Here is a 22,244-nt window from a genome sequence, read left to right as displayed (position 1 = left end):
ATTCGCAAGGCTCCCGGCTCGGAACCCGGGCATGACACCGGCATCCATCTTGCCCGCCTCCGGCTGAGACCGTATCCATGGCGGCATGAGCATCCGCATCGCTTCCCTCCAGCGTTATCCCGTGAAGGGCCTCTCGCCCGAGCCGCTGTCCTCCGTCGCGCTCACCAAGGGCGATTACTTCCCCGGCGACCGGCTGTTCGCCGTCGAGAACGGCCCGGCCGGCTTCGAGCCGGACAACCCGCAGCACCAGCCCAAGATCAAGTTCCTGATGCTGATGCGGAACGAGAGCCTGGCGCGGCTCAAGACCCGCTATCTCGACAGCATCACCACGCTCTTCATCGAGCAGGGCGGGCGCGAGGTGGCCCGGGGCGATCTCTCGACCCGGGAGGGGCGGCTCGCCATCGAGGCGTTCTTCCGCCGCTTCATGCCCAAGGAGCTGCGCGGCCCGCCGAAGGTGCTCGCAGCCCCTGACGGCTTCCGCTTCACCGATTCCCGCCGCGGCTTCGTCTCGCTCGTCAACCTGGCGAGCGTGCGGGAGCTGGAGAGCGTGGTCGGCGCACCCGTCGATCCCTTACGCTTTCGCGGCAACATCCACATCGAGGGTCTCGCGCCATGGGCGGAGTTCGACCTCGTCGGCAAGATCTTGACCGCGCCCTCCGGCGTGCGCCTGAAGGTGACCAAGCGAATCGAGCGCTGCGCGGCCACCAACGTCGATCCTGACACCGGCCTGCGCGACCTGGAGATCCCGAAGACCCTGATGAAGGCCTACGGTCATTTCGACTGCGGCATCTACGCGGAGGTGTTGAGCGGCGGAACGCTGCAAGCGGGCGACAGTCTCGATCGGGAGCAGGGAGCGTTGGCCCTCTAGCGCATTGCGCTAGAGGATGATGTTCCCGCCGGCCGTGCTGTTCCAGATGACCCCGGTTCCGACAGTGATGGCGAAGCTGGGAGACACCGCCATGCCCTGCGCTCCGACATATCCGTAAAGAACGCCGCTCGTCATGTTGTAGTAGAGAAAGCCGGCGTTCTGCTGTCCAGGCGCCGTTGACCCCATCAAGATCGACCCGCTGAAAGCGTTGTCCGATCCTCCAGTGATCGCGTCGATGCGGGACAGATCGATGACGTCGAGGGTCGAGCCATCGACGCCGCCGGCCAGAGAATGGTCGAAGTCGGAAAGCACATCGCTGGAACTCGGGTCGGGATTGAGGTCGGCGAGGCTGCTGAACACGAAGGTGTCGCGGCCGAGACCGCCGCGAAGGCCATCGCGCCCGCCGCCGTCGTCGAGCGTGTCGTTCCCGTCTCGTCCTTCCAGGATGTTGCCGCCGATATTGCCGATAAGGTGATTGTCGAGATTGTTGCCGTAGCCGTTGGCGCCCATGGTGCCGATGAGCGTCATGTTCTCGACATGGGCCGAGAGCGTGTAGTTCGCCGAGGCCGACTGGACGAGATCGGTTCCTTCACCAGCAAGTTCGGTCACCACATCGTCGTCCCTGTCGACCACATAAGTGTCATTGCCAACACCTCCCACCAGGCTGTCCTGGCCTGAATTGCCGTTGACGAACCCTCCTTCGAGTCGATCGTTGCCGATGCCGCCATAGAGGGTGTCGTTCCATTGACCGCCGGTCATGACGTTGTCGAGGTCGTTGCCGGTGCCGCGGCGTCCCTCGAGCACCGGAGGCTGCAGGATGAGCCTCTCCACATGATCCGGCAGAACGAAATCGATGCTGCTGAAGATGCTGTCGAAACCGGCATCTGCTGCTTCGATCACCACGTCACCGGCATCATCGACGAAATAGGAGTCCTGCCCGAGCCCGCCGCGCAGGGTGTCGTTGCCGCCGTAACCGTAGAGATAATCGTCGTTGCTGCCGGTGGTGATATCATTGGCAAGGCCGTTGCCCTGCGCGACGTTGAAACGGCCGTTGTTGAGGATCACAAGCGCCTCCAGGCCGGCACCGAGCGTGTAATCCGCAAGCGTCGTTCGAACGGTGTCGATATCCTCGGGATCACCCTGATCGTCGATCACATCGTCAGTATCGTCGATCACATAGACATCGTTGCCGACGCCGCCGACGAGCGAGTCCCGGCCGATCCCGCCGATGAGCGTGTCGTCCCGCAGGCCGCCTTCAAGCGTGTCGTCGCCGTCCGCGCCTGCGAGACTGTTCGCGAGCATCGTGTTTCCGGTGATGAGGTTGTTCTGGGCGTTGCCCGTGCCGGCAGTGGCCTTGCCGAGCAGAACGAGATGCTCCACGTGGTCGCCGATTGTGTAATCGATGGTGGCATGGACCGTGTCATACCCACCGTCGGCCTGCTCGACGACCACAGCTTCAGCATTGCCGATGAGGTAGATGTCGTTATGGGCGCCGCCCTCCAGCGTATCGGCTCCAGTGCCGCCGTCGAGGGTGTCGTTGCCTTCGCCCCCCATGAGGGAATTCGCGAGCGCGTTTCCGACGATGAGATTGTCGATGGCATTGCCCGTACCGGCAATGGCGGCTCCAATGAGGATGAGCCGCTCGACATTGTCGCCGAGAATATGATCGACCGAGGCCTGGACGCTGTCGTAGCCGTCGCCGGTCGCCTCCAGGATCTCGTCATTCGCATCGTCGACGAGGTAGAGGTCGTTGCCTGCGCCGCCTTGCAGCACGTCCGCTCCCGCAGCACCGTCGAGGGTGTCATGGCCCGCCTCACCCTTGAGGGTGTTTGCCAGGGCATTGCCGGTGATGGCGTTGTCGAGGGAATTGCCGGTGCCGAAAAGGGCGCCGCCCGTCAGAACCAGCCGCTCGACATGGGCGCCGAGCGTGTAGCTGGAGGCAGCCTGCACCGTGTCCGTGCCGCCGCCCTGGGCCTCCACGATCACGTCCCCCGCATCGTCGACGAGATAGAGATCGTTGCCCGCCCCGCCGTCGAGCGTATCGGCGGCGCCGCCACCGTCGAGCGTGTTGTTTCCGCCCGTGCCCGTGATCCTATTGTCGAGATCGTTGCCCGTGCCGCGAAGCGCGGCGGCGGTGAGCACCAGCCGCTCGACATGAGCGGCGAGTGTGTAGTTGATCTCCGTCCATATCGTATCGGTGCCGCCGTCGCCCCCTTCGACCGCCATGTCGCCGGCATCGTCGACGAAGTACACGTCGTCGCCTTGGCCACCGGCCATGGTGTCCGCGCCGACCTCGCCGTCGAGCCGGTCGTTGCCGTTGCCGCCACTGAGGGAATCACGATCTGATCCGCCGCTGAGATCGTCGCTGCCGTCGCCGCCCTGGAGCGAATCGGCGCCGGTGCCGCCCGAGATCGTGTCGTCGCCGGCGCCTCCCAAGAGAGTATCGTCACCGGCCGCCCCGTCGAGCCGGTTAGCCTGGGCAGTGCCTGTGATCCGGTTGGCGAGATCGTTGCCTGTTCCCGACACGGCGCTGCCGAGCAGGACGAGGTTCTCCACATGGGCGCTCAAGCTAAAGCTCACGGACGCCTGAACAGTGTCGATGCCCTCGTTCGCCTTCTCGGTGATCCGGTCCTGCGTATTGTCGACGATGTAGATGTCGTTGCCCTTGCCCCCGGCGAGCCTGTCGGCACCGGCCTCGCCGTCGAGAACGTTGTGGCCGCTGTTTCCGGTGATGGTGTTGGTGAGGCTGTTGCCGATGCCCTTGAGGTTTGCGCGACCGGTGAGGGTGAGATTCTCGATCTGGGAGCCGAGGGTCCAATTCACGGAAGTCTTGACCAGGTCGGTGCCGCCCTTGGCCTTCTCGGTCACCCGGTCGCCGGTGTTGTCGACGATGTAGGTGTCGTTGCCGGCGCCTCCCGTCATGCGGTCGCGGCCCTTGCGGCCGTCGAGCAGGTCGTTGCCGCCGAGCCCCGAGAGCACGTCGTTGGCCGAGGTGCCGAACAGCCGGTCGGCCCGCGGCGTGCCGGACAGGGTCTTGCTGGTGGGGGAGGCGAGGGCACTCCCGTCCTCGCGAGCGTTCAGGGCCTCGAGGGGATCGGGCTTGCGGGTCTTGAGCGCGGGGAGGGCGACAAATCGGGATTTGAGCGTGGCCATGCGAAACCCCTGACGAAGGAAGCTTGGCCGTTAAGCTAAGTTATATGTTATTATGAATCAATTCGTTCCGAAATCCGGAAGGCGCAACAAAAAAGGGAGAGCTAGGCTCTCCCTTTTCGTCTTGTTCGATGGGTCCGATTTACTCGGCGGCCGGGGTCTCCACCGGATCCGGGGCGAAGCCGGCGTTCTCCGCATTGGCCGCGTCGATCATCTCCTGACGGGTGCGACGGCGGCGGCGCGGGCGAACCGCAGCCTCGTCGTTGGCGGGCTCCTGCACCATCGGAGCGGCGCTCGGGACCTCATCCTGGGCGGCCGCGGGAGCGGGCGTGCGGACCGGATTCGTCAGGAAGGCCGGCAGGGTGCCCTGATCGGACACCTCGTCGTCCCTGCGGCGGTCGCGCGGGAAGCGCTCGCGGCGCTCCGGACGATCTCCACGCTCGAAGCGGTCGTTGCGGTCCGGCCGGTCGCCGCGCTCGGGGCGGTCACCCCGGTCGAAGCGGGCAGGGCGTTGTTCGTTGCGCTCGGGGCGCTCACCGTTCTCGGGGCGGGCCTCGAAGGGCTGCTCGTCGCGCGGCTGGAAATCCTGGCGCGGGCCGCGGTCGCGGGGCTGGAAGCGGTCGCGGCGGTCGCCGCGATCCTGGCGGTCGTTCCTGTCGTTCCGGTCGTTGCGATCCGGCCGGTCAGAACGCTCTTGGCGATCCCCCCGATCCTGGCGATCGTTACGGTCGAAGCGGGCAGGGCGTTGTTCATTACGCTCGGCCCGGTTCTCGTAAGGCTGCGGCTGCGAGCCGTAATCGCCTTCCTCGCCGTTGCCGAAATCCTGGGCACTGGCTCCGGCGCGCTCGAAGCTCGGGCGCTCGCCCTGGCCGAAGCCGTCTTCCTCGTTGCCGTCCTCGTCGAAGGACCGCGGCTGCTGGTAGCCATACTGCTCGCGCAGCTGCTCCTGGGCGGCGGCGATGATGCGGAAGTAGTGCTCGGCGTGCTGGAAGTAGTTCTCGGCCGCCACCGGGTCGCCGCTCGACTGCGCATCGCGGGCAAGCTGGCTGTATTTCTCGGCGATATGCTGAGCCGTGCCGCGGATCTTCACGTCCGGGCCGTTCGACTCATAGCTCTTCGTCAGGGGATTGGGCCCCTTGTTGTTGTTGCGGTTGTTGTTGCTACGACCGCGCATACGCCTGTTTTGTCCTGGTCTCATTTTCGCTCTACGAGCCTCGCTGGTTCTTTAAAGCCCACGCGATATGCAAGCCAATGTTCACCGAACGGGCTCAACGCCCACCGTTCGCGTGGCAAACCGTCTGTCGTTCAGCCATAGCCTTCAAGAAGCTTGGCCAGCCTTCAGTGTCGGGTTCAAGTGATCGCGCCAGGCTGTTCCGTTTAAAAAGCCCCTGCCTGCGCGATTGATATCGTTTGGTCTTCCGGCATGCCCTTCAGGGGCTGCCGATTTGTTTAGACCGGAGACGATCTCTGCTTCTGAATCTAGCGGGTTCCTTGCAGTCCAACAAGGCCTATTTCCGACTTTATCCAGTTGTGGGGCAAGAAAGCCTCACCCGGGCCATCACAATCGCTTCATGGCGACGCAGCGCGGGTTGTCTGATAGATCGTGTGCGGTCCGCAGGATTTCAAGGCCGTGGACCCCGGCCAAGCTCGATAAGGCCTCGGCCTGATCATAGCCGATCTCGACCACCAGCAGCCCCTGGGGAGCCAGCAGCCGCCCCGCTTCCCGTAAAATGACCCGGTAGGGCTCCAGCCCGTCCGGCCCCCCGTCCAGGGCCAGAAGCGGGTCATGCTCCCGTACTTCCTCGTCGAGGGTTGGGATCACCTCGGAGGCGATGTAGGGCGGATTCGAGACGATCAGGTCGAACGACCCGGAAACCGCATCCGCCCAGCGAGAGAGGGCGAAGTGGCAGCGGCGGCTGACCCGGTTGTCAATGGCATTGGCACGCGCTGTCACAAGGGCACCGAAGGACAGGTCGATCCCGAGGCCCGTGGCGCTCGGCAGTTCGTGAAGGAGCGCGACCAGGATGCAGCCCGACCCGGTGCCGAAATCGACGATTCTCAAGGGTGCCTGACGGTCGGGAAGCAGGGCGAGGGCGGTCTCGACCAGGGTCTCGGTGTCCGGACGGGGCACCAGGGTCTCCGGGGAGAGGCGGAAGGGCAGGCCCCAGAACTCCCGCCCGCCGAGGATCCGCGCCACCGGCTCATGGTTCAGGCGGCGCCGGGCGAAGGCGGCGAGGGTGTCCGCCTGCTCCGGCTTCAGGGGCGTGTCAGGCTGGCTGACAAGATCTGTCGCCGAGATGCCTAACGCTTCCAGAAGCAGCAGCCGGGCGTCCAGGGCTGCGGTCTCGAATCCGGCCTCGCTGAGGGTTCGGCGCAGCTCCTTCAGGGCCTCGGCACGGGTTTTCAAGGCAACAGGCCTTGCCGCCCGCTCACGCAGCCTGGTCCTGAGCGGCGAGCTGGGCCGCCTGATGCTCGGTCACCAGGGCGTCGATCAGCTCGTCGAGGGCATTGCCCGCCATCACTTCCTCCAGCTTGTAGAGGGTCAGGTTGATGCGATGGTCGGTCACGCGCCCTTGCGGAAAGTTGTAGGTTCGGATGCGCTCCGAGCGGTCGCCGGAGCCCACCTGCGCCTTGCGGTCGGCGGCGCGGGCCGCGTCCTTGGCGGTGCGCTCGGCGTCGTAGAGGCGGGCGCGCAGCAGGGCCATGGCCCGCGCGCGGTTCTTGTGCTGGGAGCGCTCGTCCTGGACGAACACCACCATGCCGGTCGGGATATGGGTGATGCGGATCGCCGATTCGGTCTTGTTCACGTGCTGGCCGCCGGCACCCTGCGCGCGCATGGTGTCGATCTTCAGGTCGGCGTCGTTGAGCGTGATATCCACATCCTCGGCCTCCGGCAGCACGGCGACCGTGGCGGCGGAGGTGTGGATGCGCCCTTGCGTTTCCGTATCCGGCACGCGCTGGACCCGGTGGACCCCGCTCTCGAACTTGAGGCGCGCAAACACGCTCCGGCCCTTGATCTCGGCCACCACTTCCTTGTAGCCGCCCGCCGTCCCCTCGCTCTCGGAGACGATCTCGACCTTCCAGCCCTTCAGGTCCGCATAGCGGGTGTACATGCGCAGCAGGTCGCCGGCGAAGAGGGCGGCCTCGTCGCCGCCGGTGCCGGCGCGGATCTCGAGGATGGCGCTCTTCTCGTCCGCCTCGTCCTTGGGCAGCAGCATCAGGCGCAGAGCCTGCGCCGCCTTCTCCAGATCGTCTCGAGCCTGGGGCAGCTCGTCCTCAGCGAGCGAACGCATCTCGGAATCCATGGAGGGGTCGTCCAGGAGCGCCTGCAGGCCCTGCAGGTTGTCCTCCATCGCCCGATAGGCGCGGATGGCCTCCGCCACTCCGTCGAGCTCGGCGAGCTCACGGGAGAGGGCGACGAATGTTTCCGGGTCCGGTCCGGCATTGAGCGTCGCCGTGATGATGTCATGGCGGGCGAGAATGGCGTTCAGGCGATCAGAGGGAGGGGCAATCGACATCAGACCGGAATACCACGGGTTTCCGCAAAATGGGCAAGCTTCGGACGCAGCGTTTCGCCGCCCCCGGCGCTCTTCAGTTCCTCGCGGATCAAGGCGCTGATATCCGCGACGTTCATCTCCAGCAACATGGCCTTCACCGGACCGATGGAGGCCGGAGACATGGATAACGAGCGGAAGCCCAGGCCGATCAAAGCCATGGCTTCGAGGGGGCGCCCGCCGATCTCGCCGCAGACCGTGGCCAGGCAGCCCGACGCTTGAGCATGCTCCGCCACCATGCTCAGGGCCCGCAGCATGGGTGCGCTCAACGGGTCGAAACGGTCCGCCACGCGCCGGTTCTCGCGGTCGCTGGCGAAGAGAAACTGCATCAGGTCGTTCGTGCCGAGCGAGATGAAGTCGGCGCTCGCGCAGATTTCCTTGAGCTGGAACAGGAGGGAGGGAACTTCCAGCATGACGCCGAGCTTCAGGTCCGCCGGCAGGGGGTGGTTGTGATTGGCGAGGTGAATCTTCTCCCGCTCCACGTACTGCTTGGCGCGCTCGAACTCGTCGCAGGTCGCCACCATGGGAAACATGATCTTCAAAGGCCGGCCGGCAGCGGCCTTGAGAAGAGCCCTGATCTGGGCGCGCAGCAGGCCCGGACGGTCGAGGCCGATGCGGATCGCGCGCCAGCCGAGGGCCGGGTTCTCCTCCTCGACGGATTGCATGTAAGGCAGGATCTTGTCGCCGCCGATATCCAGGGTACGAAAGGTGACGGGCCTGCCGCCGGCTTCCGCAAAGACGGTGCTGTAGAGCGCCTGCTGCTCGGAGGCCGAGGGCATCCGCTCGGCGATCATGAACTGCAACTCGGTGCGGAACAGGCCGACGCCCGCAGCGCCGGTCTCGGCCAGATGCGGCAGGTCGACCACGAGGCCGGCATTGAGCTGCAAGCTCACCTCGACCCCGTCCTTGCTGACGGACGGCACGTCGCGCAGCTTGAGGTACTGCTCCTGCCGACGGGCGCGCAACCGTGCCTTTTCGGCATAAGCCGCCTCCACATCCGGGTTCGGCCGGATCTGGATCTCACCCGCGGCGCCGTCGACGATGATGGCGTCGCCCGGTTCCGTGAGCGATGTCGCATTCGCTACCTCGCCGACTGCCGGGATGCCCAGCGCCCGGGCGACGATGGCGATGTGGCTTGTCGGCCCGCCCTCTTCGAGGACCAGGCCGCGCAGGCGCGAGCGGTCGTAGTCGAGCAGGGCGGCGGGTCCCATGGAGCGGGCCACGATGATGGCGTTCTCCGGCAGCTGCCCGCGTTCCGCGACGAAGTCCCGCCCCACGAGCTTGTGGAGCAGGCGATTGGCGAGGTCATCGAGGTCGTGCAGGCGCTCGCGCAGGTACGGATCGGTCTGGCGCAGCATGCGGGCGCGGTTGTCGGACTGGACCCGCTCCACGGCGGCTTCGGCCGTCAGGCCGGAGGTCACCGCCTCGCGCATGCGCCTGAGCCAGCCCTGATCGTGGGCGAACATGCGGAAGGTTTCGAGAACCTCCCGGTGCTCGCCGTGATGGGCCACATCCCCGCGTTCGATGAGCTCGTCGATGGACAGGCGCACCTCGGCGATGGCCGCGTCGAGACGCGTCAGCTCCGCTTCGATGTTCTCGGCGATGAGGTTCTTGACGACCACGCGAGGCTCGTGGAGCACCACGTATCCCAGTCCCACACCGTCGGCGAGGGCGACGCCCTTCTGGTAGACGGGGCGGCGCAGGGCAATGCCCGTTTCGACCGGCGCCAGGGCCTGCAGCTCGCCCGTGGCGAGCATCTCGGCCACCACCATCGCGGTGGTCTGGAGGGCCTCGACCTCTTCCTCGGTATAGACGCGATAGGTGCGGTTCTGGACGACGAGGACGCCGAGCGTATTGCCGGCGCGAAGCAGCGGCACGCCCAGGAAGGCGTGGTAGATTTCTTCGCCCGTCTCGGGCTTGTAGGAGAAGGAAGGATGGCTCTGGGCGTCGGAAAGCGCCAGGGGCTCGGCCGTCGAGGCGATGAGGCCCACGAGGCCTTCGCCCGACCGCATGACCGTGAGGTGGACGGCTTCCCGGTTCAGGCCCTCGGTGGCGAAGAGCTCGAGCACACCGTCGCCGCGCATCACGTAGACGGAGCACACCTCCGCCACCATGTTCGCAGCAATCTGGGTGACGATCTTGTCGAGACGGTCCTGCGCCCCGACCGGCTCCGCCATGATCTCGCGGAGGCGGCGCAGCAGAAGGCGCGGACCGCCGGGAGCACTTGGCATGAGCTTATCTGTTCCCGTCCTTCAAGGGCCGGCAAGGTGGACCGGCGGCTGACTCGTTCACTGTCGCAGCCTGACCGATCCCTCGTCAATCAGGCTTGATCTAGGCCGTATAGCGAGTGGAGCGTACGAACCGCAAGCTCCGTATAGGCCGATTCGATCAGCACTGAGAATTTAATCTCAGACGTGGTGATCGCGCGGATGTTGATCCCCTTGTCCGCCAAGGCCTTGAAGGCCCGGGCCGCCACGCCGGCATGGCTGCGCATCCCCACGCCGATGGCGGAGACCTTGACCACGTCGGTCGCACCCTGGAGCTCCTTGAAGGCGATCTCGTCCCGGTGGGCGTTCAGGAGCGCGCAGGCCCGCTCGTAATCGGCCGTGGGCACCGTGAAGGTGAGGTCCGTGGTGGCGGCATTGTCGGACACGACCTGGATGATCATGTCCACGTTGATGTTGGCCTCGGCCAGGGGCACGAAGATCGACGCGGCGATGCCCGGCTTGTCGGCAATGTCCCGCAGCGTGATCTGGGCTTCGTCGCGCGAATAGGCGATGCCCGTGACGACCTGCTGTTCCATGATGTCTTCCTCGTCGCAGATGAGGGTGCCGAGCTTGGGATCGGCGGGATCGTCGAAGCTGGAGCGGACATAGGTGGGTACGCGATGCATCATGGCGAGCTCGACCGAGCGCACCTGAAGCACCTTGGCCCCCAGCGAGGCCATTTCCAGCATTTCCTCGTAAGAAACCTTGTCCAGGCGCCGGGCCTTGGGCACGATGCGCGGATCGGTGGTGTAGACGCCGTCGACGTCCGTATAGATGTCGCAGCGCTCGGCCTGGATGGCGCCGGCGAGCGCCACGGCGCTGGTGTCGGAGCCGCCGCGGCCGAGGGTGGTGACGCGGCCCGTGGGCTGGTGAACGCCCTGGAAGCCGGAGACGACGGCGACTTCCTTTCTGTCGGTGAAGCTCTTGAGGATCCCTGTTCCGTCGATGGCGGCGATGCGGGCCGAGCCATGGGCCTCCGAGGTCATGATCGGGATCTGCCAACCCTGCCAGGAGCGGGCCTTGAGTCCCATCTCCTGCAAGGCAAGGGCGAGAAGGCCGGACGTCACCTGCTCGCCGGAGGCGACAACCACGTCGTATTCCTTGGAATCGTAGAGGGTCGAGGCCTCCTTGACCCAGCCGACGAGCTCGTTGGTCTTGCCCGCCATGGCGGAAACCACCACGGCCACGTCGTAGCCGGCCTCGACCTCGCGTTTGACATGCCGCGCCACGTTGCGGATGCGCTCTACGGTGGCGACGGAGGTTCCACCAAACTTCATGACGAGACGGGGCATGGGTGAGGAAGGGCCGTTAAGGGTCAGGGAAAATTTTGCCCTTCGCGGTGCGAAAGGCGCGTATACATGACGGTAGGGCCGCGCCCTGTCAACGCGCGTTTTCCCTCTCCATCCACCTCGGGTTTACCCGAGATGGACCGTATTTTGCACAAGTCGGGAACACCCGACTTGTGATGGGGAGGGATTCAGGGTGGGGGTCGCAAAGCCAAGCACTTCGTCCTATGAGCAGTTGCAAGGCGAATGCAGTGCTCTCATTCGGTGATCGCTCACCCGGTCGCACCACCCCCACCCCTACCCCTCCCCGCAAGGGGGAGGGAAGCCTCGCGGAGGATCTTATGACGACCATCGACCCCGCCGAGGTCGCCCGTTTCGACAAGATCGCCGAGACCTGGTGGGACCCGAAGGGGCCCATGAAGGTGCTGCACAAGTTCAATCCGGTGCGCTTAGGCTATATCCGCGACGAGGCCTGCCGCCGCTTCGGGCGCGACCCGCGCTCCGCCCGCTCGCTGGAGGGCATTGCGATTCTGGACGTAGGCTGCGGCGGTGGCGTTCTCTCCGAGCCGCTCGCGCGCCTCGGGGCCCGGGTGACGGGGCTCGATCCGGCCCCCACCAACATCTCGGTGGCCCAGCTCCATGCGGAGCGTGCGGGAGTGACCATCGATTACCGCAACGAGACCGTGGAATCGGTCGTCGCCAGGGGTGAGACCTTCGACATGGTGCTCGCCATGGAAGTGGTGGAGCACGTGGCCGACCGGCAGGCCTTCGTGAAGGCCTGCGCCCAGGCGGTGAAGCCGGGAGGCTCTCTCGCCATGGCAACGATCAACCGCACCCTGCGCTCCTTCGCCTCCGCCATCGTGGGAGCCGAATACATCCTCGGCTGGCTGCCCAAGGGCACCCACGAATGGGACAAGTTCGTCACGCCCGAGGAATTGGCCTCCGCCATCGAGACGGCAGGCTTCAGGGTCGACGACCTCAAGGGCGTCGCCTACAACCCGCTGCGGGACAGCTGGTCCCTCTCATCCGATACGGCCGTCAATTATATGCTGCTGGCCTCGAAGGCTTGAGCGGCCTTTCCCGCGGCGCGATGCGAAGCAGCAGATAGCCTGCAAGCGCCGACAAGGCGGAGCCCATCAGCACGCCGATCTTGGTGGCATCCCCCAGTTCCGGCTGGCTCGGGAACGCGAGCGCCCCGATGAAGAGGCTCATGGTGAAACCGATGCCGCACAACAGGGCAACGCCATAGCATTGGGCGCGCGTCGCGCCTGCCGGGACATCGGCGAGGTTGAGCCTGATCGCGAGCTCCGAGAACGCGAAGACGCCAGCCTGCTTTCCGATGAAGAGGCCCAGGGCGATGCCGAGGGGCAGGGGGCTCAGGATGGCATCGAGAGAAAGCCCGGACAAAGACACGCCCGCATTGGCGAGGCCGAAGATCGGGATGATCGCATAGGCGACCCAGCCGTGAAGGGCATGCTCGAGCCGGTGGAGGGGCGCATCCTCGGCGCGTGTCTTCTTCGGATCCGCCTGAAGCGGGATGGTGAGCGCTAGCGCAACGCCGGCAAGGGTGGCGTGAATGCCCGATTTCAGGACGAAGAACCACAGCACCGCGCCAACAGTGAGATAAGGCAGGAGCGACACGATCCCGAAACGGTTGAAGGCCACCAGCGCAACGAGGCACAGGGCGGCTGCGCCCAGCATCATCAGCGACAGGTCGCTGGTGTAGAAGAAGGCGATGATGACGATTGCGCCGAGATCATCGAGGATCGCCAGCGCCGTCAGGAAGATCTTGAGCGACGCCGGGACCCTGGAGCCGAGGATCGCCAGCACGCCGAGCGCAAAGGCAATGTCGGTGGCGGCCGGGATGGCCCAGCCGTGATGGAGCTGCGGCTCGTTCAATGTGATGGCGAGATAGACGAGCGCCGGCACGACCATGCCGCCGAAGGCCGCGATGCCGGGCAGCATGCGGCGCGGCCAGGTGGAGAGCTGCCCGTCCAGCATCTCGCGCTTGATCTCGAGCCCGACCAGCAGGAAGAACACCGCCATGAGCGCATCGTTGATCCAGTGCAGGATGCTGAGGCCGAAGACATAGGTCTTGAGCAGGCCGAAATAGGCGTCGGCCAACGGCGAATTGGCGATCGCGAGGGCGATCACCGTTACGCCCATGAGGATCAAGCCGCCGGAGGCTTCGCTGTCGAAGAACATGCGCATCAGCGAGATGCGTCGCGTGGGCTTCGGGCTGCTTGCCGGCCGATCCATCCTTGCCTCCTTGTGACCCCAGAAGAATTTATAGCGAATGGTTCGGATCAAGCGTCCGGAAATGATCCGGTCCAGACACAATACCAGGAGCAACTCTGCCGGATCAGGCCGCTCCGGCAGCCATGTGCCGGCGTCGCGTGCCGAGCACGGTTTCGAGGGTGACGGGCCGGTAGTCCCAGGCGTCCACGCCCACATCGTATTGCCGCGTCTGCGGCTTGAGCTTGCCATGGGAGTGCCCATGCAGGTCGATCCAGCCGCGGCCCATGTTCTTCCAGGTGCGAAAGGCGTAATGGCACATCACGACCGCACGCCCGTCGAGCATGAGCTCCGCGTAGGCCTGCACGCTCTCCCAGCCCCTCGCAGCAAGGGTCGCGGTCCCATCGTTGTTGCCGGTGATCAGGTGCTTGCGGCCGTTGAGCAGCCCGAGCAGTTCATCGATCCGTTCCGGCCGCACATGCAGGGCGAAGTCACCGAGGTGCCAGACGTCGTCTCCCGGTGAGACGACCTCGTTCCAGTTGACGATGAGCGCCTCGTCATGTTCGGGAATCGTCTTGAACGGACGCTTGTCGATGCGCAGCACCCGCGGGTCGCCGAAATGGGTATCGCTGGTGAAGAAGACCGCCAAATGAGCCCCTGCGATTGGTTTCGATGAAATGGAGTTCGAGGTTGAAACGTCGACCCTGGAACAGAGTTCAGCCCGACACGGCTTCGAATTCCGGATCGGAATTCGATCGGGCCGACAATGTTTCCTTAACGTAAGCTATGCTATTTCCAATCCGCATCTGGCCAAATCGAGACAATAAAAGTCCCCAACAGCTAGGCTCGCTGTGACTGAGGTGCATTTACGCAGGCCAAACCTGCCACCGCTGCAACCTTAAGGGGCAAACCTTGAAGATCATCACCACTCTCGCCGTGACCGGCTTCTTTGCCGTGTCCGCTTTCAGCGCAGCGATTGCTGCCAATCGGCATGTCGATATTGTCAACGATACCGGAATGACCATGTCCGAGTTCTATGCTTCCGCGACCGGCACGGACGATTGGGAGGAAGATATCCTCGGTTCGGATACCCTGGCAGTCGGAGAGGTGTTCGACATCGACATCGATGACGGCACCGGCGCATGCAAGTTCGACTTCAAGGCGGTGTTCACCGATGGCAGCTCCCACGTTAGACGCTCGGTCGACGTCTGCTCGATCTCGAAATTCACCTATCGTCGCTGAGCCCAGAGCATATTTCGGCGAAGCGGATCCGGTTCGCCGTCAAATATGCGGCGAGCAAAAGAAGAGAGATGATTCCACGTCAGTGGAAACAGCTCTAGGGCTCCGAAGATCTTCACGGGGAAAACAGATGATCAAGTCTAAGCTTTTCGGGCTGGTCCTGACAGGCCTTGCCATGGGCCTGAGCGTTCCGGCTATGGCCGGAGGGCCGGGTGTGTATACGGTCAAGGGGAACAATGGCGAGCCCGACAGCGACTACACGGGAACGCTGACCATCGTCCAGACGAGCAAGGATACGTTCAAGCTCACCTGGAACATCGCCGGCGAGCGGTACGATGGTTTCGCCATCGGCGACGAGCGCATTCTGGCTGCGAGCTTCTCCAGCAAAGGCTCCAGCGGAACGGCGCTTCTCGTCGAGGACGACGAGAACAAGGGCGGCTACAAGAGCATCTGGGCGTTCAGAAACGAGACGCAGCTCGGCATCGAGATGATCTCGCCGAAGAAATAGCCCGATCTTTCAAGGGTTGGGACAGGCGGAGCACTGCCCCTAATTTCTGTCGTCAGGCACGATGGGCAGGGGAAGCACGTCGATGCCTTCCTCCAGAAGTGCCTTGGCCTCAGTGAGGTCCGCCTCGCCGAAGATCGAACGCTCCTCCGTCTCGCCGTAATGCATCTTGCGGGCTTCCTCGACGAAGTCTTTGCCGACGTTCTCGGCGTTCTTCATCACGTGTTCGCGCAGGGCTCGCAGCGCAGCGCGCAATTCCCGCTCCCGCTCGGAGAGAACCGCCATCGGCTGGGCCTCCGGCGCCGGTGCCGTAAGTGCCTTGTCCGTGCGGGCGACGGAGGGCGCCATGATCTGCTTCTCGACCTTCGCGGAGTTGCAGAACGGGCAGGTCACGAAGCCGCGCTTGCGCTGCGTCTCGAACGCCTCGCTTGAGGGGAACCAGCTTTCGAACTCATGGGCCTGCTCGCAGGCCAGGGCGTACTTGATCATGTCCTGGTAAGACGTATGGATGAGGGCTCGAAAAGGGAAGGGGGATCAGGCGGTGGCCGCCCGATCCGTCTCGATGGCGGGAACGACCTCGACCTTGAATGCCTTAGCGTTCTTGAGGGTCGGGATGCGGCCGCGGACCTCCGCCACGAGGGCCGTGTCGATCTCGGCCAGGAACACGCCGGGCTCCGTACCGCCTTCCGCCAGAACCCGGCCCCAGGGATCGATGATCAGCGAATGGCCGTAGGTTTCGCGCCCGTCCTCATGCAGTCCGGCCTGGGCGGCGGAGATCATGAAGGAACCCGTCTCGATGGCCCGCGCCCGGTGCAGCACATGCCAATGCGCCTCGCCGGTCTGTTTGGTGAAGGCAGCCGGCGCCGACAGGAACGAGGCTCCGTTCTCGGCTAGAGCCTTGTAGAGGGCGGCGAAGCGCACGTCGTAGCAGATGGTCATGCCGAGATAGCCCCAGGGTGTCTCGGCTGCGATGGCTGAGGTGCCGCCCGTATAGGTGGCCGATTCGCGCCAGCTCTCACCGTTCGGCAGGTCGACATCATAGAGGTGGATCTTGTCGTAGGAGGTCACCACTTCGCCGCTCGCGTCGATCAGGAACGCCCGGTTGGCGACCTTGTCGCCTTCCTTGACGGCGATCGAGCCGATCTGGACCACGATGCCCCGCTCCCGCGCCACCTCGCGCAAGGAGGCCAGCACCGGATCCTGCGCTTCGGGCCCGACCTTGTCGAAGAGTTCGGCCCGGTCCCGGCACACCAGCGAGGTCATCTCCGGGGTCTGGGCGAAATGCGCGCCTTGGTCTGCGGCCTGACGGACCAAGGCCACCGCATCGTCGCGGTTCTTGAGCACGTCGCGCCCGGAGCGCATCTGGATGCAGGCGGCGGTGAAGCGGGTCGGGTTCATCGAATCTGGTCTCCGTCAGGCCTGCAGTAAAGGCTCGAGCTGGCCCCTGTCATCAAGAGCATACAGGTCGTCGCAGCCGCCGACATGCTTTTCCCCGATGAAGATCTGCGGCACGGTGGTGCGGCCCTTGGCCTTCTGGATCATCTCGGCCCGGGCTTCCGGCTTCTTCTCGATGTCGATCTCGGTGAAGGCGGCGCCTTTGTCGTCGAGAAGCTTCTTGGCGGCCGAGCAATATGGGCACCAGCCCTTGGTATAAATAGTGATAGGCTGCATGGCAGAGAATTCTCCTGTGTTGGAGGGGATATAGGAAGCTTTAGGCTCCAATCACAACTCCTTCACAACTCGCGCGAAGGCGAGAATATCCACCTTGGCCGCTCCGCCGCGCAAGAGCGCCCGCGCGGCGGCATTGGCGGTGGAGCCCGTGGTCAGAACATCGTCGATGAGAAGCACCCGCTTCTCCTCCAGCCGCGCCCTGGCCTCGGCAGGCACGCGGAAGGCACCCTGCAGGTTTTCCTGCCGCTGCGCCTTGGTCAGACCGACCTGACGGCGGGTGTGTTTGACGCGGGCGAGCAGGAACGGGTCGCAGGGCACGCCGCTCCCGGCCGACACGGCCCTGGCGAGAGCCATCGCCTGGTTGAAGCGGCGCCACCAGAGCCGCCAGCGATGGAGCGGGACCGGCACGATCACGTCCGCATCGGCTAGAAGCTCTGCCCCGGCCCGGGCCATCATGCCGCCGAGGGCCCGGGCGAGTTCGAGCCGGTCGTTGTATTTCAGCTGGTGCACGAGGAGGCTCGCGGTTCCCTCATACTCGGCCACGGCCCGAGCGCGCCCAAAAACCGGCGGATCGGCGATGGCCGCCGGCGAGAGCAGCGGTTGGCCGAGATCGACGGCGAACGGCGTTCCGAGCCGGTCGCAGAAGGGACGCTCGATGAAGCGCACCTGAGACCAGCAGCCGGCACAGAGGGAATGAGGCTCTCCCGTCGCGGCCTGGCAGGCGATGCAGGTGGGCGGGTAGATGAGCCCCAGAGCCGAACGCCAAGTTTCCCTCGCTCCGAGGCGGAAGCGGTCGTGGAGTTGAATCGGCTCAGCGTCGAGAGGCTTGCTCATGGATGAAGATTAGCTGAACAGCCGGTGAGGGGCGAGAAGGGTAGCCAAGGCTTTTCCCCTCCCCCTTGCGGGGAGAGGCAGGGGTGGGGGTGGTCCAACCGGCGAGACCTCTAATCCAGACAGGTGCTGTAGCGGCCATCGTGCTCTCTGGATGAGGGTCAGCATGCCGACTTTGCGACCCCCACCCTTAATCCCTCCCCGCAAGGGGGAGGGAAGAGGCGTTCCACTCAAAAAATCCTTTGAGCTTCGTCCAGTACACGCCATATCCAGCGCCTCATGAGCACGCCCCTCGTCTTCGACCGCTCCCTCGTCCGCCGGCGCCTCGCTCGCGCGCTGCATCAGGGCTATGCCGATTTCCTGCTGGTTCGTACCGTCGAGGATCTGGAGGAGCGGCTCTCCGCCGTGCTGCGGGAGTTCCCGCTCGCGCTCGATGTGGGAACCCCGACGCCCGCCGCTGCCGAGGCTTTGCGCCGGAGCGGGCGCGCTGGGACGGTGGTCCGGCTGTCGCTGGTGCCGGAGCCGGGCAGCACCCTGGGGGACGAGGAGCATCTGCCGTTTTCCGGCGAGCGCTTCGACCTCGCCGTGTCTCTCCTGTCCCTGCATTCCGTCAACGACCTGCCTGGCTCCCTCATCCAGATCCGCCGGGCGCTGAAACCCGACGGCCTGTTCATCGGGGCGCTGCTCGGCGGGAGCACGCTCACCGAGCTGCGCCAATCCCTCACGCAGGCCGAATCGGAGGTGGAGGGCGGCGTGAGTCCCCGCGTGGCTCCCTTTGCCGATCTGCGCGACATCGGCGGCCTGCTTCAGCGCGCGGGCTTTGCCCTGCCGGTGACCGATTCCGACGTCGTTCGGGTACGCTATGCCAATGCCTTCGCCCTCATGCGGGACCTGCGCCGGATGGGCCTGACCAACGCGCTCAACGACCGCCGCAAAACCCCGCTGCGGCGCGCCACCCTCATGCGGGCGGCCGAGATCTATGCGGAGCGTTTCGGCGAGCCGGACGGACGGATCCCGGCCACCTTCGAGATCGTCTGGCTCTCGGGCTGGACCCCGCATGAAAGCCAGCAGAAGCCGCTGCGCCCCGGTTCGGCCAAGGTGCGGTTGGCCGATGCGCTCGGCGTGAAGGAAGGCGCACCCAAGCCCGGTAAGGAGTAGCCGGTCGGCTTGACGCCTTGGGGTGCACCTAGGTTGCCCTATCTTCATTCTCCAGGGGACACGTCTTGGAGAAGGAAACGCCATGAAGGAGCCCGGTCCGGATCATCCGATCACCATCACGAGCAATCCGCACCGCATCCGGGTTATGCTCGGCGGCTTCATCGTCGCGGAGACGACGCAGGCGCTCACCCTGCAGGAGGCGACCCTTCCACCCGTGCACTACATTCCGCGCCAGGATGTGCACATGGATCTCCTGGATTCCACGGATCATCACACCCATTGCCCCTACAAGGGCAATGCCTCCTATTTCACCGTCAACGGAGGCGGGCTCGTGCGCGAGAATGCGGCCTGGAGCTATGAGGAGCCGTTCCCCTCGGTCGTCGCCATCAAGGAGCATCTGGCCTTCTATCCGGAGAAGGTGGATGCCATCGAGGAGTTCAAGGACTAGGATGTTCTCCTAATGGCGTAAGGGAGGCCGGTTGCTGCCTCGGCAAGCACGAGGCATCTTCGGCGCAAAGAAATCCCACCTCGGGAAACATCCATGTCGCCGTTCACCTTCAATACCGCACCCTCCCTCGTCTTCGGCTCCGGCAGCATCGCGCGCCTCGGCCAAATCGTCGCCCAGCGCCTCGGGCCGCGTGTGGCGCTGGTCACCGATGCCGGGCTCGTGAAGGCAGGGCTCATTGCGCCGGCCCTCCATGCACTGGAGGAAGCCGGCATCGCGGTCGATGTGTTCGATGCGGTCGTCGCCGATCCGCCGGAGGAGGTAGTGCTCGCCGCCGTTGCGAAGGCCAGAGCCTTCGATGCGAGGGCGGTCATCGGCTTCGGCGGCGGCTCCTCCATCGATGTGGCAAAGCTCGTGGCGCTGCTTGCGGCGAGCGGCGAGAGCCTTTCCGACATCTATGGTGTCGGCCTCGCGAAGGGACCCCGGCTGCCGCTGCTCGCCATTCCCACGACCGCCGGCACGGGATCGGAGGTGACCCCGATCTCCATCGTCACCACGGGAGCGCATGAGAAGAAGGGCGTCGTCTCGCCGCTCATCATCCCGGATATTGCGCTTCTCGACCCCGATCTCACCCTCGGCCTGCCGCCGCATGTGACGGCAGCCACCGGCATCGACGCGATGGTGCACGCCATCGAGGCCTATACCTCGACGAGCGCCAACAACAATCCGGTCTCGCAGGCGCTGGCGAAGGAAGCCCTGCGGCTCCTGGGCCGCAACATCGAGCGCGCCGTGCACCAAGGGCGCGACGTCGAGGCGCGCTCGGCCATGCTGCTCGGCTCCATGCTGGCGGGCCAGGCCTTCGCCAACGCGCCGGTCGCCGCCGTCCACGCGCTGGCCTATCCTGTCGGCGGGCATTTCGGCATTCCCCACGGGCTCTCCAACGCCCTCGTGCTGCCGCATGTCCTGCGCTTCAACGCGAGCGCCTGCGAGGCCGCTTATGCGGAACTCGCACCCTTTGCTTTCCCTGAACTGGAAAGCCGCGCCAGCGCCTCGGCCTTCGTCGAGGCTCTGGCTTCCCTCTGCGCGAAGGTGGGCTTGCAGCCGCGCCTGCGCGATGTGGGCATCCCTAGGGATGCGGTGCCGATGATGGCCGAGGATGCGATGAATCAGACGCGTCTGCTCGTGAACAATCCGCGCCCTCTCACGCTTGACGATGCGCGCGCCATCTACGAAGCGGCCTGGTGAGACGCGCGATGTCAGACCGTCCCTCGCGCCCCGATCGCTCGGCTTTCCGGCTGTTTCGCCCCATCGCCACCCGCTGGATGGACAACGATGCCTACGGGCACGTGAACAACGTGCATTACTACTCGTATTTCGACTCGGCGGTGAACGGCTGGCTCGTCGAGAAAGGGCTTCTCACCATTACCGAGAGCCCCGTCATCGGTCTCGTGGTGGAGTCCGGCTGCAGCTATTTCGAGAGCGTCGTCTTCCCCGAGGCGCTGGAGGCGGGGATTGCGGTCGCGCATCTCGGGCGCTCCTCGGTGCGCTACCGGATCGGGATCTTCAAGCACGGCGCTCAAGCGGCGGCGGCACAGGGGCATTTCGTCCATGTCTATGTGGACCGTGCCACCCAGCGACCGGTGGAGATCCCGCCCGAGACACGCAGAGCTCTCAGCGAGCTTGCCTGAGGCGTCCGCTCAAGGACACGAGCGCGACGCCGGTCAGCACCACGGCACCGCCGATCATCTCGCGCAGGCCGATGCTCTCGTTGAGGAAGAGGACGGCAAGGGTCGCCGTCCAGACCGGCTGGAGATAGCCGACCATCGAGGCTCGGGTCGGACCGGCGCGGCGGATGAGCCGCATGAAGAGCAGAATCGGCAGGGCGGTCGAGATGATGCCAAGCGCCAGCAGCGAAGCCGCGCTGTTCTGCACCGCTGCATAGGCGGACGGGCCGGTGACGATGAGCGCCAGCGCGGTCGCCGGAATGGCGGAGCAGATCTGCTGACCGAGAGCAAGACGGGCCGGATCCGCATGTTTGATCGAGCGGACATAGAGGTTCGCGGTGGCATAGCTGAGGGCGGTCGCCACCATGATCAGCGCACCCCAGGGGCTGATGCCGCTATCCGGCAGGGCCGCAGGTCCGATGAGGATGCCCATGCCCCCAAAGCCGATGAGGACGCCCGCGAAGCGCCGCGGGGTCAGCCGCTCATCCGCGTAAAGCAGGTGCGACAGAACCGCGACGATGAGCGGCCCGGACGCCTGGATCATGGCCGCCGGAGCGGTTCCGATCTGAGTCAGCGCATACGCCGTCAAGACGTTCGGGATCCAACCGTTGAAGGCGCCGAGGACCACCCAATGATGCCATTGGCCATTGTCGGGGCGGAAGCTCTTGGCCTGCACGGCGAACCACGAGACGAGGGCGGACGCGCCGACGAGGCCACGGATGGAGGCCAGCACGAAGGGGTTTATGTCTCCGCTCAACTTGATGAACAGGAAGGAGGTAGACCACAGCATCGAGCAGACGAGGAGGTTCACCACCATGAAGACTGGGGTCGGGGCTGCGGGAAGCGCGGCGGCTTCCCCAGGTGCGGCGGACATGCGCAACCTCAGACCAGGAGATCGACGAGGAAGGGGATCAGCGGCTCGTCGGCCGGCGGCATGGGATAGGAGCGCAGCTCCTGCGGCCTGACCCATTTCAAACCCTGCCCTTCCAGCGGCTGCACGAAGCCGTCCCAGCGGCGGCAGACATAGAGCGGCATGAGCAGGTGGAAGGTCTCGTAAGGGTGGCTCGCGAACGTCAGCGGCGCGAGGCAGGCCTCCTTCACGGTGATGCCGAGCTCCTCGCGCAGCTCCCGGATCAGCGTCTCCTCCGGCCGCTCGCCCGGCTCGACCTTGCCGCCGGGAAACTCCCACAGGCCGGCCAGCTGCTTCCCTTCAGGCCGCTGCGCCAGGAGGATTCGGTTGTCCGTATCGATCAGGGCGACGGCAACGACGAGGGTGAGCTTGAGGGGGGGCATGTTTATCCGTACGGCCTG

General features: G+C 65.2%; 22 protein-coding genes. 8 read left to right on the top strand and 14 right to left on the bottom strand.

Features of this window, described 5'->3' with window-relative positions; genetic code table 11:
• The first annotated feature begins 85 nt into the window (after positions 1 to 85).
• Entirely contained in the window at positions 86 to 868 is a 783-nt protein-coding gene (locus ILT44_RS06155; RefSeq protein ID WP_204238692.1) for an MOSC domain-containing protein, read from the top strand.
• 9 nt (positions 869 to 877) lie between these two features.
• Here ILT44_RS06155 and ILT44_RS06150 read toward each other — a convergent pair whose 3' ends face one another.
• The 6 genes from ILT44_RS06150 to ILT44_RS06125 form a co-directional block, all read right to left on the bottom strand.
• A complete protein-coding gene (locus tag ILT44_RS06150) occupies positions 878 to 4,021 on the bottom strand; it encodes a calcium-binding protein (protein WP_204238691.1) in 3,144 nt (1,047 codons plus the stop codon).
• A 139-nt stretch (positions 4,022 to 4,160) separates the two neighbouring features.
• Complete coding sequence (locus ILT44_RS06145; protein ID WP_204238690.1) at positions 4,161 to 5,192, bottom strand: DUF4167 domain-containing protein; 1,032 nt, start codon at positions 5,190 to 5,192, stop codon at positions 4,161 to 4,163.
• 384 nt (positions 5,193 to 5,576) lie between these two features.
• A complete protein-coding gene (gene prmC / locus ILT44_RS06140) occupies positions 5,577 to 6,425 on the bottom strand; it encodes a peptide chain release factor N(5)-glutamine methyltransferase (protein ID WP_204238689.1) in 849 nt (282 codons plus the stop codon).
• Between the two features lie 22 nt (positions 6,426 to 6,447).
• Entirely contained in the window at positions 6,448 to 7,536 is a 1,089-nt protein-coding gene (gene prfA / locus ILT44_RS06135; protein WP_204238688.1) for a peptide chain release factor 1, read from the bottom strand.
• Positions 7,536 to 9,803, bottom strand: coding sequence for a phosphoenolpyruvate--protein phosphotransferase (gene ptsP / locus ILT44_RS06130; RefSeq protein WP_204238687.1), 2,268 nt, complete (start codon positions 9,801 to 9,803; stop codon positions 7,536 to 7,538). Before ptsP ends, prfA begins: the two co-directional genes overlap by 1 nt.
• Before the next feature lie 89 nt (positions 9,804 to 9,892).
• The gene (locus ILT44_RS06125; RefSeq protein ID WP_204238686.1) at positions 9,893 to 11,131 is read right to left on the bottom strand and encodes an aspartate kinase; all 1,239 of its coding nucleotides are present in this window, start codon (positions 11,129 to 11,131) and stop codon (positions 9,893 to 9,895) included.
• A gap of 335 nt (positions 11,132 to 11,466) precedes the next feature.
• On the opposite strand from ILT44_RS06125, the gene ubiG reads away from it, so the two are divergent.
• A complete protein-coding gene (ubiG, locus tag ILT44_RS06120; RefSeq protein ID WP_204238685.1) occupies positions 11,467 to 12,195 on the top strand; it encodes a bifunctional 2-polyprenyl-6-hydroxyphenol methylase/3-demethylubiquinol 3-O-methyltransferase UbiG in 729 nt (242 codons plus the stop codon).
• Here ubiG and nhaA read toward each other — a convergent pair.
• Together nhaA and ILT44_RS06110 are read right to left on the bottom strand one after the other, a co-directional pair.
• A complete protein-coding gene (gene nhaA, locus ILT44_RS06115) occupies positions 12,164 to 13,384 on the bottom strand; it encodes a Na+/H+ antiporter NhaA (protein ID WP_204238684.1) in 1,221 nt (406 codons plus the stop codon). The two genes, ubiG and nhaA, sit on opposite strands and share 32 nt — an antisense overlap.
• 103 nt (positions 13,385 to 13,487) lie before the next feature.
• Complete coding sequence (locus ILT44_RS06110; protein ID WP_204238683.1) at positions 13,488 to 14,009, bottom strand: metallophosphoesterase family protein; 522 nt, start codon at positions 14,007 to 14,009, stop codon at positions 13,488 to 13,490.
• A 263-nt stretch (positions 14,010 to 14,272) separates the two neighbouring features.
• Here ILT44_RS06110 and ILT44_RS06105 point away from each other — a divergent pair, with 263 nt between their 5' ends.
• Entirely contained in the window at positions 14,273 to 14,602 is a 330-nt protein-coding gene (locus tag ILT44_RS06105; protein WP_204238682.1) for a hypothetical protein, read from the top strand.
• 127 nt (positions 14,603 to 14,729) lie between these two features.
• Entirely contained in the window at positions 14,730 to 15,107 is a 378-nt protein-coding gene (locus tag ILT44_RS06100; RefSeq protein WP_204238681.1) for a hypothetical protein, read from the top strand.
• A gap of 39 nt (positions 15,108 to 15,146) precedes the next feature.
• Here ILT44_RS06100 and ILT44_RS06095 read toward each other — a convergent pair whose 3' ends face one another.
• From ILT44_RS06095 to ILT44_RS06080, 4 genes are read right to left on the bottom strand one after another with little or no spacing between them, the layout of a single operon-like run.
• The gene (locus ILT44_RS06095; protein ID WP_204238680.1) at positions 15,147 to 15,593 is read right to left on the bottom strand and encodes a DUF1178 family protein; all 447 of its coding nucleotides are present in this window, start codon (positions 15,591 to 15,593) and stop codon (positions 15,147 to 15,149) included.
• Positions 15,594 to 15,638: 45 nt separating this feature from the next.
• Entirely contained in the window at positions 15,639 to 16,502 is an 864-nt protein-coding gene (locus ILT44_RS06090; protein ID WP_204238679.1) for a carbon-nitrogen hydrolase family protein, read from the bottom strand.
• Between the two features lie 15 nt (positions 16,503 to 16,517).
• Positions 16,518 to 16,775, bottom strand: a complete 258-nt coding sequence (gene grxC, locus ILT44_RS06085) for a glutaredoxin 3 (RefSeq protein WP_204238678.1) — start codon at positions 16,773 to 16,775, stop codon at positions 16,518 to 16,520.
• Positions 16,776 to 16,826: 51 nt separating this feature from the next.
• Positions 16,827 to 17,609 carry a ComF family protein gene (locus ILT44_RS06080; RefSeq protein ID WP_204238677.1) on the bottom strand — a complete coding sequence of 261 codons (783 nt, stop codon included), beginning with the start codon at positions 17,607 to 17,609 and terminating at the stop codon, positions 16,827 to 16,829.
• Between the two features lie 276 nt (positions 17,610 to 17,885).
• On the opposite strand from ILT44_RS06080, the gene ILT44_RS06075 reads away from it, so the two are divergent.
• From ILT44_RS06075 to ILT44_RS06060, 4 genes are all read left to right on the top strand, one after another.
• Positions 17,886 to 18,764 (top strand): methyltransferase domain-containing protein, encoded by an 879-nt coding sequence (locus tag ILT44_RS06075; protein ID WP_204238676.1) that lies wholly within the window; start codon positions 17,886 to 17,888, stop codon positions 18,762 to 18,764.
• 82 nt (positions 18,765 to 18,846) lie between these two features.
• On the top strand, positions 18,847 to 19,212 hold the full coding sequence (locus ILT44_RS06070) for a DUF427 domain-containing protein (RefSeq protein WP_204238675.1): 366 nt from the start codon (positions 18,847 to 18,849) through the stop codon (positions 19,210 to 19,212).
• A 93-nt stretch (positions 19,213 to 19,305) separates the two neighbouring features.
• Entirely contained in the window at positions 19,306 to 20,454 is a 1,149-nt protein-coding gene (locus ILT44_RS06065) for an iron-containing alcohol dehydrogenase (protein WP_204238674.1), read from the top strand.
• Between the two features lie 8 nt (positions 20,455 to 20,462).
• A complete protein-coding gene (locus ILT44_RS06060; protein ID WP_204238673.1) occupies positions 20,463 to 20,897 on the top strand; it encodes an acyl-CoA thioesterase in 435 nt (144 codons plus the stop codon).
• Here ILT44_RS06060 and ILT44_RS06055 read toward each other — a convergent pair.
• The gene (locus ILT44_RS06055; protein WP_204238672.1) at positions 20,881 to 21,807 is read right to left on the bottom strand and encodes a DMT family transporter; all 927 of its coding nucleotides are present in this window, start codon (positions 21,805 to 21,807) and stop codon (positions 20,881 to 20,883) included. The two genes, ILT44_RS06060 and ILT44_RS06055, sit on opposite strands and share 17 nt — an antisense overlap.
• An 8-nt stretch (positions 21,808 to 21,815) precedes the next feature.
• Positions 21,816 to 22,226, bottom strand: a complete 411-nt coding sequence (locus ILT44_RS06050; protein ID WP_204238671.1) for a (deoxy)nucleoside triphosphate pyrophosphohydrolase — start codon at positions 22,224 to 22,226, stop codon at positions 21,816 to 21,818.
• Positions 22,227 to 22,244: the final 18 nt, after the last annotated feature.

The organism is Microvirga arvi (assembly GCF_016892765.1).
Taxonomy (GTDB): domain Bacteria; phylum Pseudomonadota; class Alphaproteobacteria; order Rhizobiales; family Beijerinckiaceae; genus Microvirga; species Microvirga arvi.
The sequence above is the reverse complement of the archived record's forward strand: the minus strand, read 5'-3'. Positions and strand labels throughout refer to the sequence as shown.

Excerpts from the sequence above, each read along its gene's own strand:
- ILT44_RS06050 (WP_204238671.1), bottom strand. The coding sequence starts at position 22,226 with ATGCCCCCCCTCAAGCTCACCCTCGTCGTTGCCGTCGCCCTGATCGAT.
- ubiG (WP_204238685.1), top strand. The coding sequence starts at position 11,467 with ATGACGACCATCGACCCCGCCGAGGTCGCCCGTTTCGACAAGATCGCC.
- ILT44_RS06075 (WP_204238676.1), top strand. The coding sequence starts at position 17,886 with ATGAGCACGCCCCTCGTCTTCGACCGCTCCCTCGTCCGCCGGCGCCTC.
- grxC (WP_204238678.1), bottom strand. The coding sequence starts at position 16,775 with ATGCAGCCTATCACTATTTATACCAAGGGCTGGTGCCCATATTGCTCG.
- ptsP (WP_204238687.1), bottom strand. The coding sequence starts at position 9,803 with ATGCCAAGTGCTCCCGGCGGTCCGCGCCTTCTGCTGCGCCGCCTCCGC.
- ILT44_RS06090 (WP_204238679.1), bottom strand. The coding sequence starts at position 16,502 with ATGAACCCGACCCGCTTCACCGCCGCCTGCATCCAGATGCGCTCCGGG.
- ILT44_RS06145 (WP_204238690.1), bottom strand. The coding sequence starts at position 5,192 with ATGCGCGGTCGTAGCAACAACAACCGCAACAACAACAAGGGGCCCAAT.
- ILT44_RS06080 (WP_204238677.1), bottom strand. The coding sequence starts at position 17,609 with ATGAGCAAGCCTCTCGACGCTGAGCCGATTCAACTCCACGACCGCTTC.
- prfA (WP_204238688.1), bottom strand. The coding sequence starts at position 7,536 with ATGTCGATTGCCCCTCCCTCTGATCGCCTGAACGCCATTCTCGCCCGC.
- ILT44_RS06065 (WP_204238674.1), top strand. The coding sequence starts at position 19,306 with ATGTCGCCGTTCACCTTCAATACCGCACCCTCCCTCGTCTTCGGCTCC.
- ILT44_RS06070 (WP_204238675.1), top strand. The coding sequence starts at position 18,847 with ATGAAGGAGCCCGGTCCGGATCATCCGATCACCATCACGAGCAATCCG.
- ILT44_RS06150 (WP_204238691.1), bottom strand. The coding sequence starts at position 4,021 with ATGGCCACGCTCAAATCCCGATTTGTCGCCCTCCCCGCGCTCAAGACC.
- ILT44_RS06125 (WP_204238686.1), bottom strand. The coding sequence starts at position 11,131 with ATGCCCCGTCTCGTCATGAAGTTTGGTGGAACCTCCGTCGCCACCGTA.
- ILT44_RS06095 (WP_204238680.1), bottom strand. The coding sequence starts at position 15,593 with ATGATCAAGTACGCCCTGGCCTGCGAGCAGGCCCATGAGTTCGAAAGC.
- ILT44_RS06155 (WP_204238692.1), top strand. The coding sequence starts at position 86 with ATGAGCATCCGCATCGCTTCCCTCCAGCGTTATCCCGTGAAGGGCCTC.
- ILT44_RS06060 (WP_204238673.1), top strand. The coding sequence starts at position 20,463 with ATGTCAGACCGTCCCTCGCGCCCCGATCGCTCGGCTTTCCGGCTGTTT.
- ILT44_RS06055 (WP_204238672.1), bottom strand. The coding sequence starts at position 21,807 with ATGTCCGCCGCACCTGGGGAAGCCGCCGCGCTTCCCGCAGCCCCGACC.
- nhaA (WP_204238684.1), bottom strand. The coding sequence starts at position 13,384 with ATGGATCGGCCGGCAAGCAGCCCGAAGCCCACGCGACGCATCTCGCTG.
- ILT44_RS06100 (WP_204238681.1), top strand. The coding sequence starts at position 14,730 with ATGATCAAGTCTAAGCTTTTCGGGCTGGTCCTGACAGGCCTTGCCATG.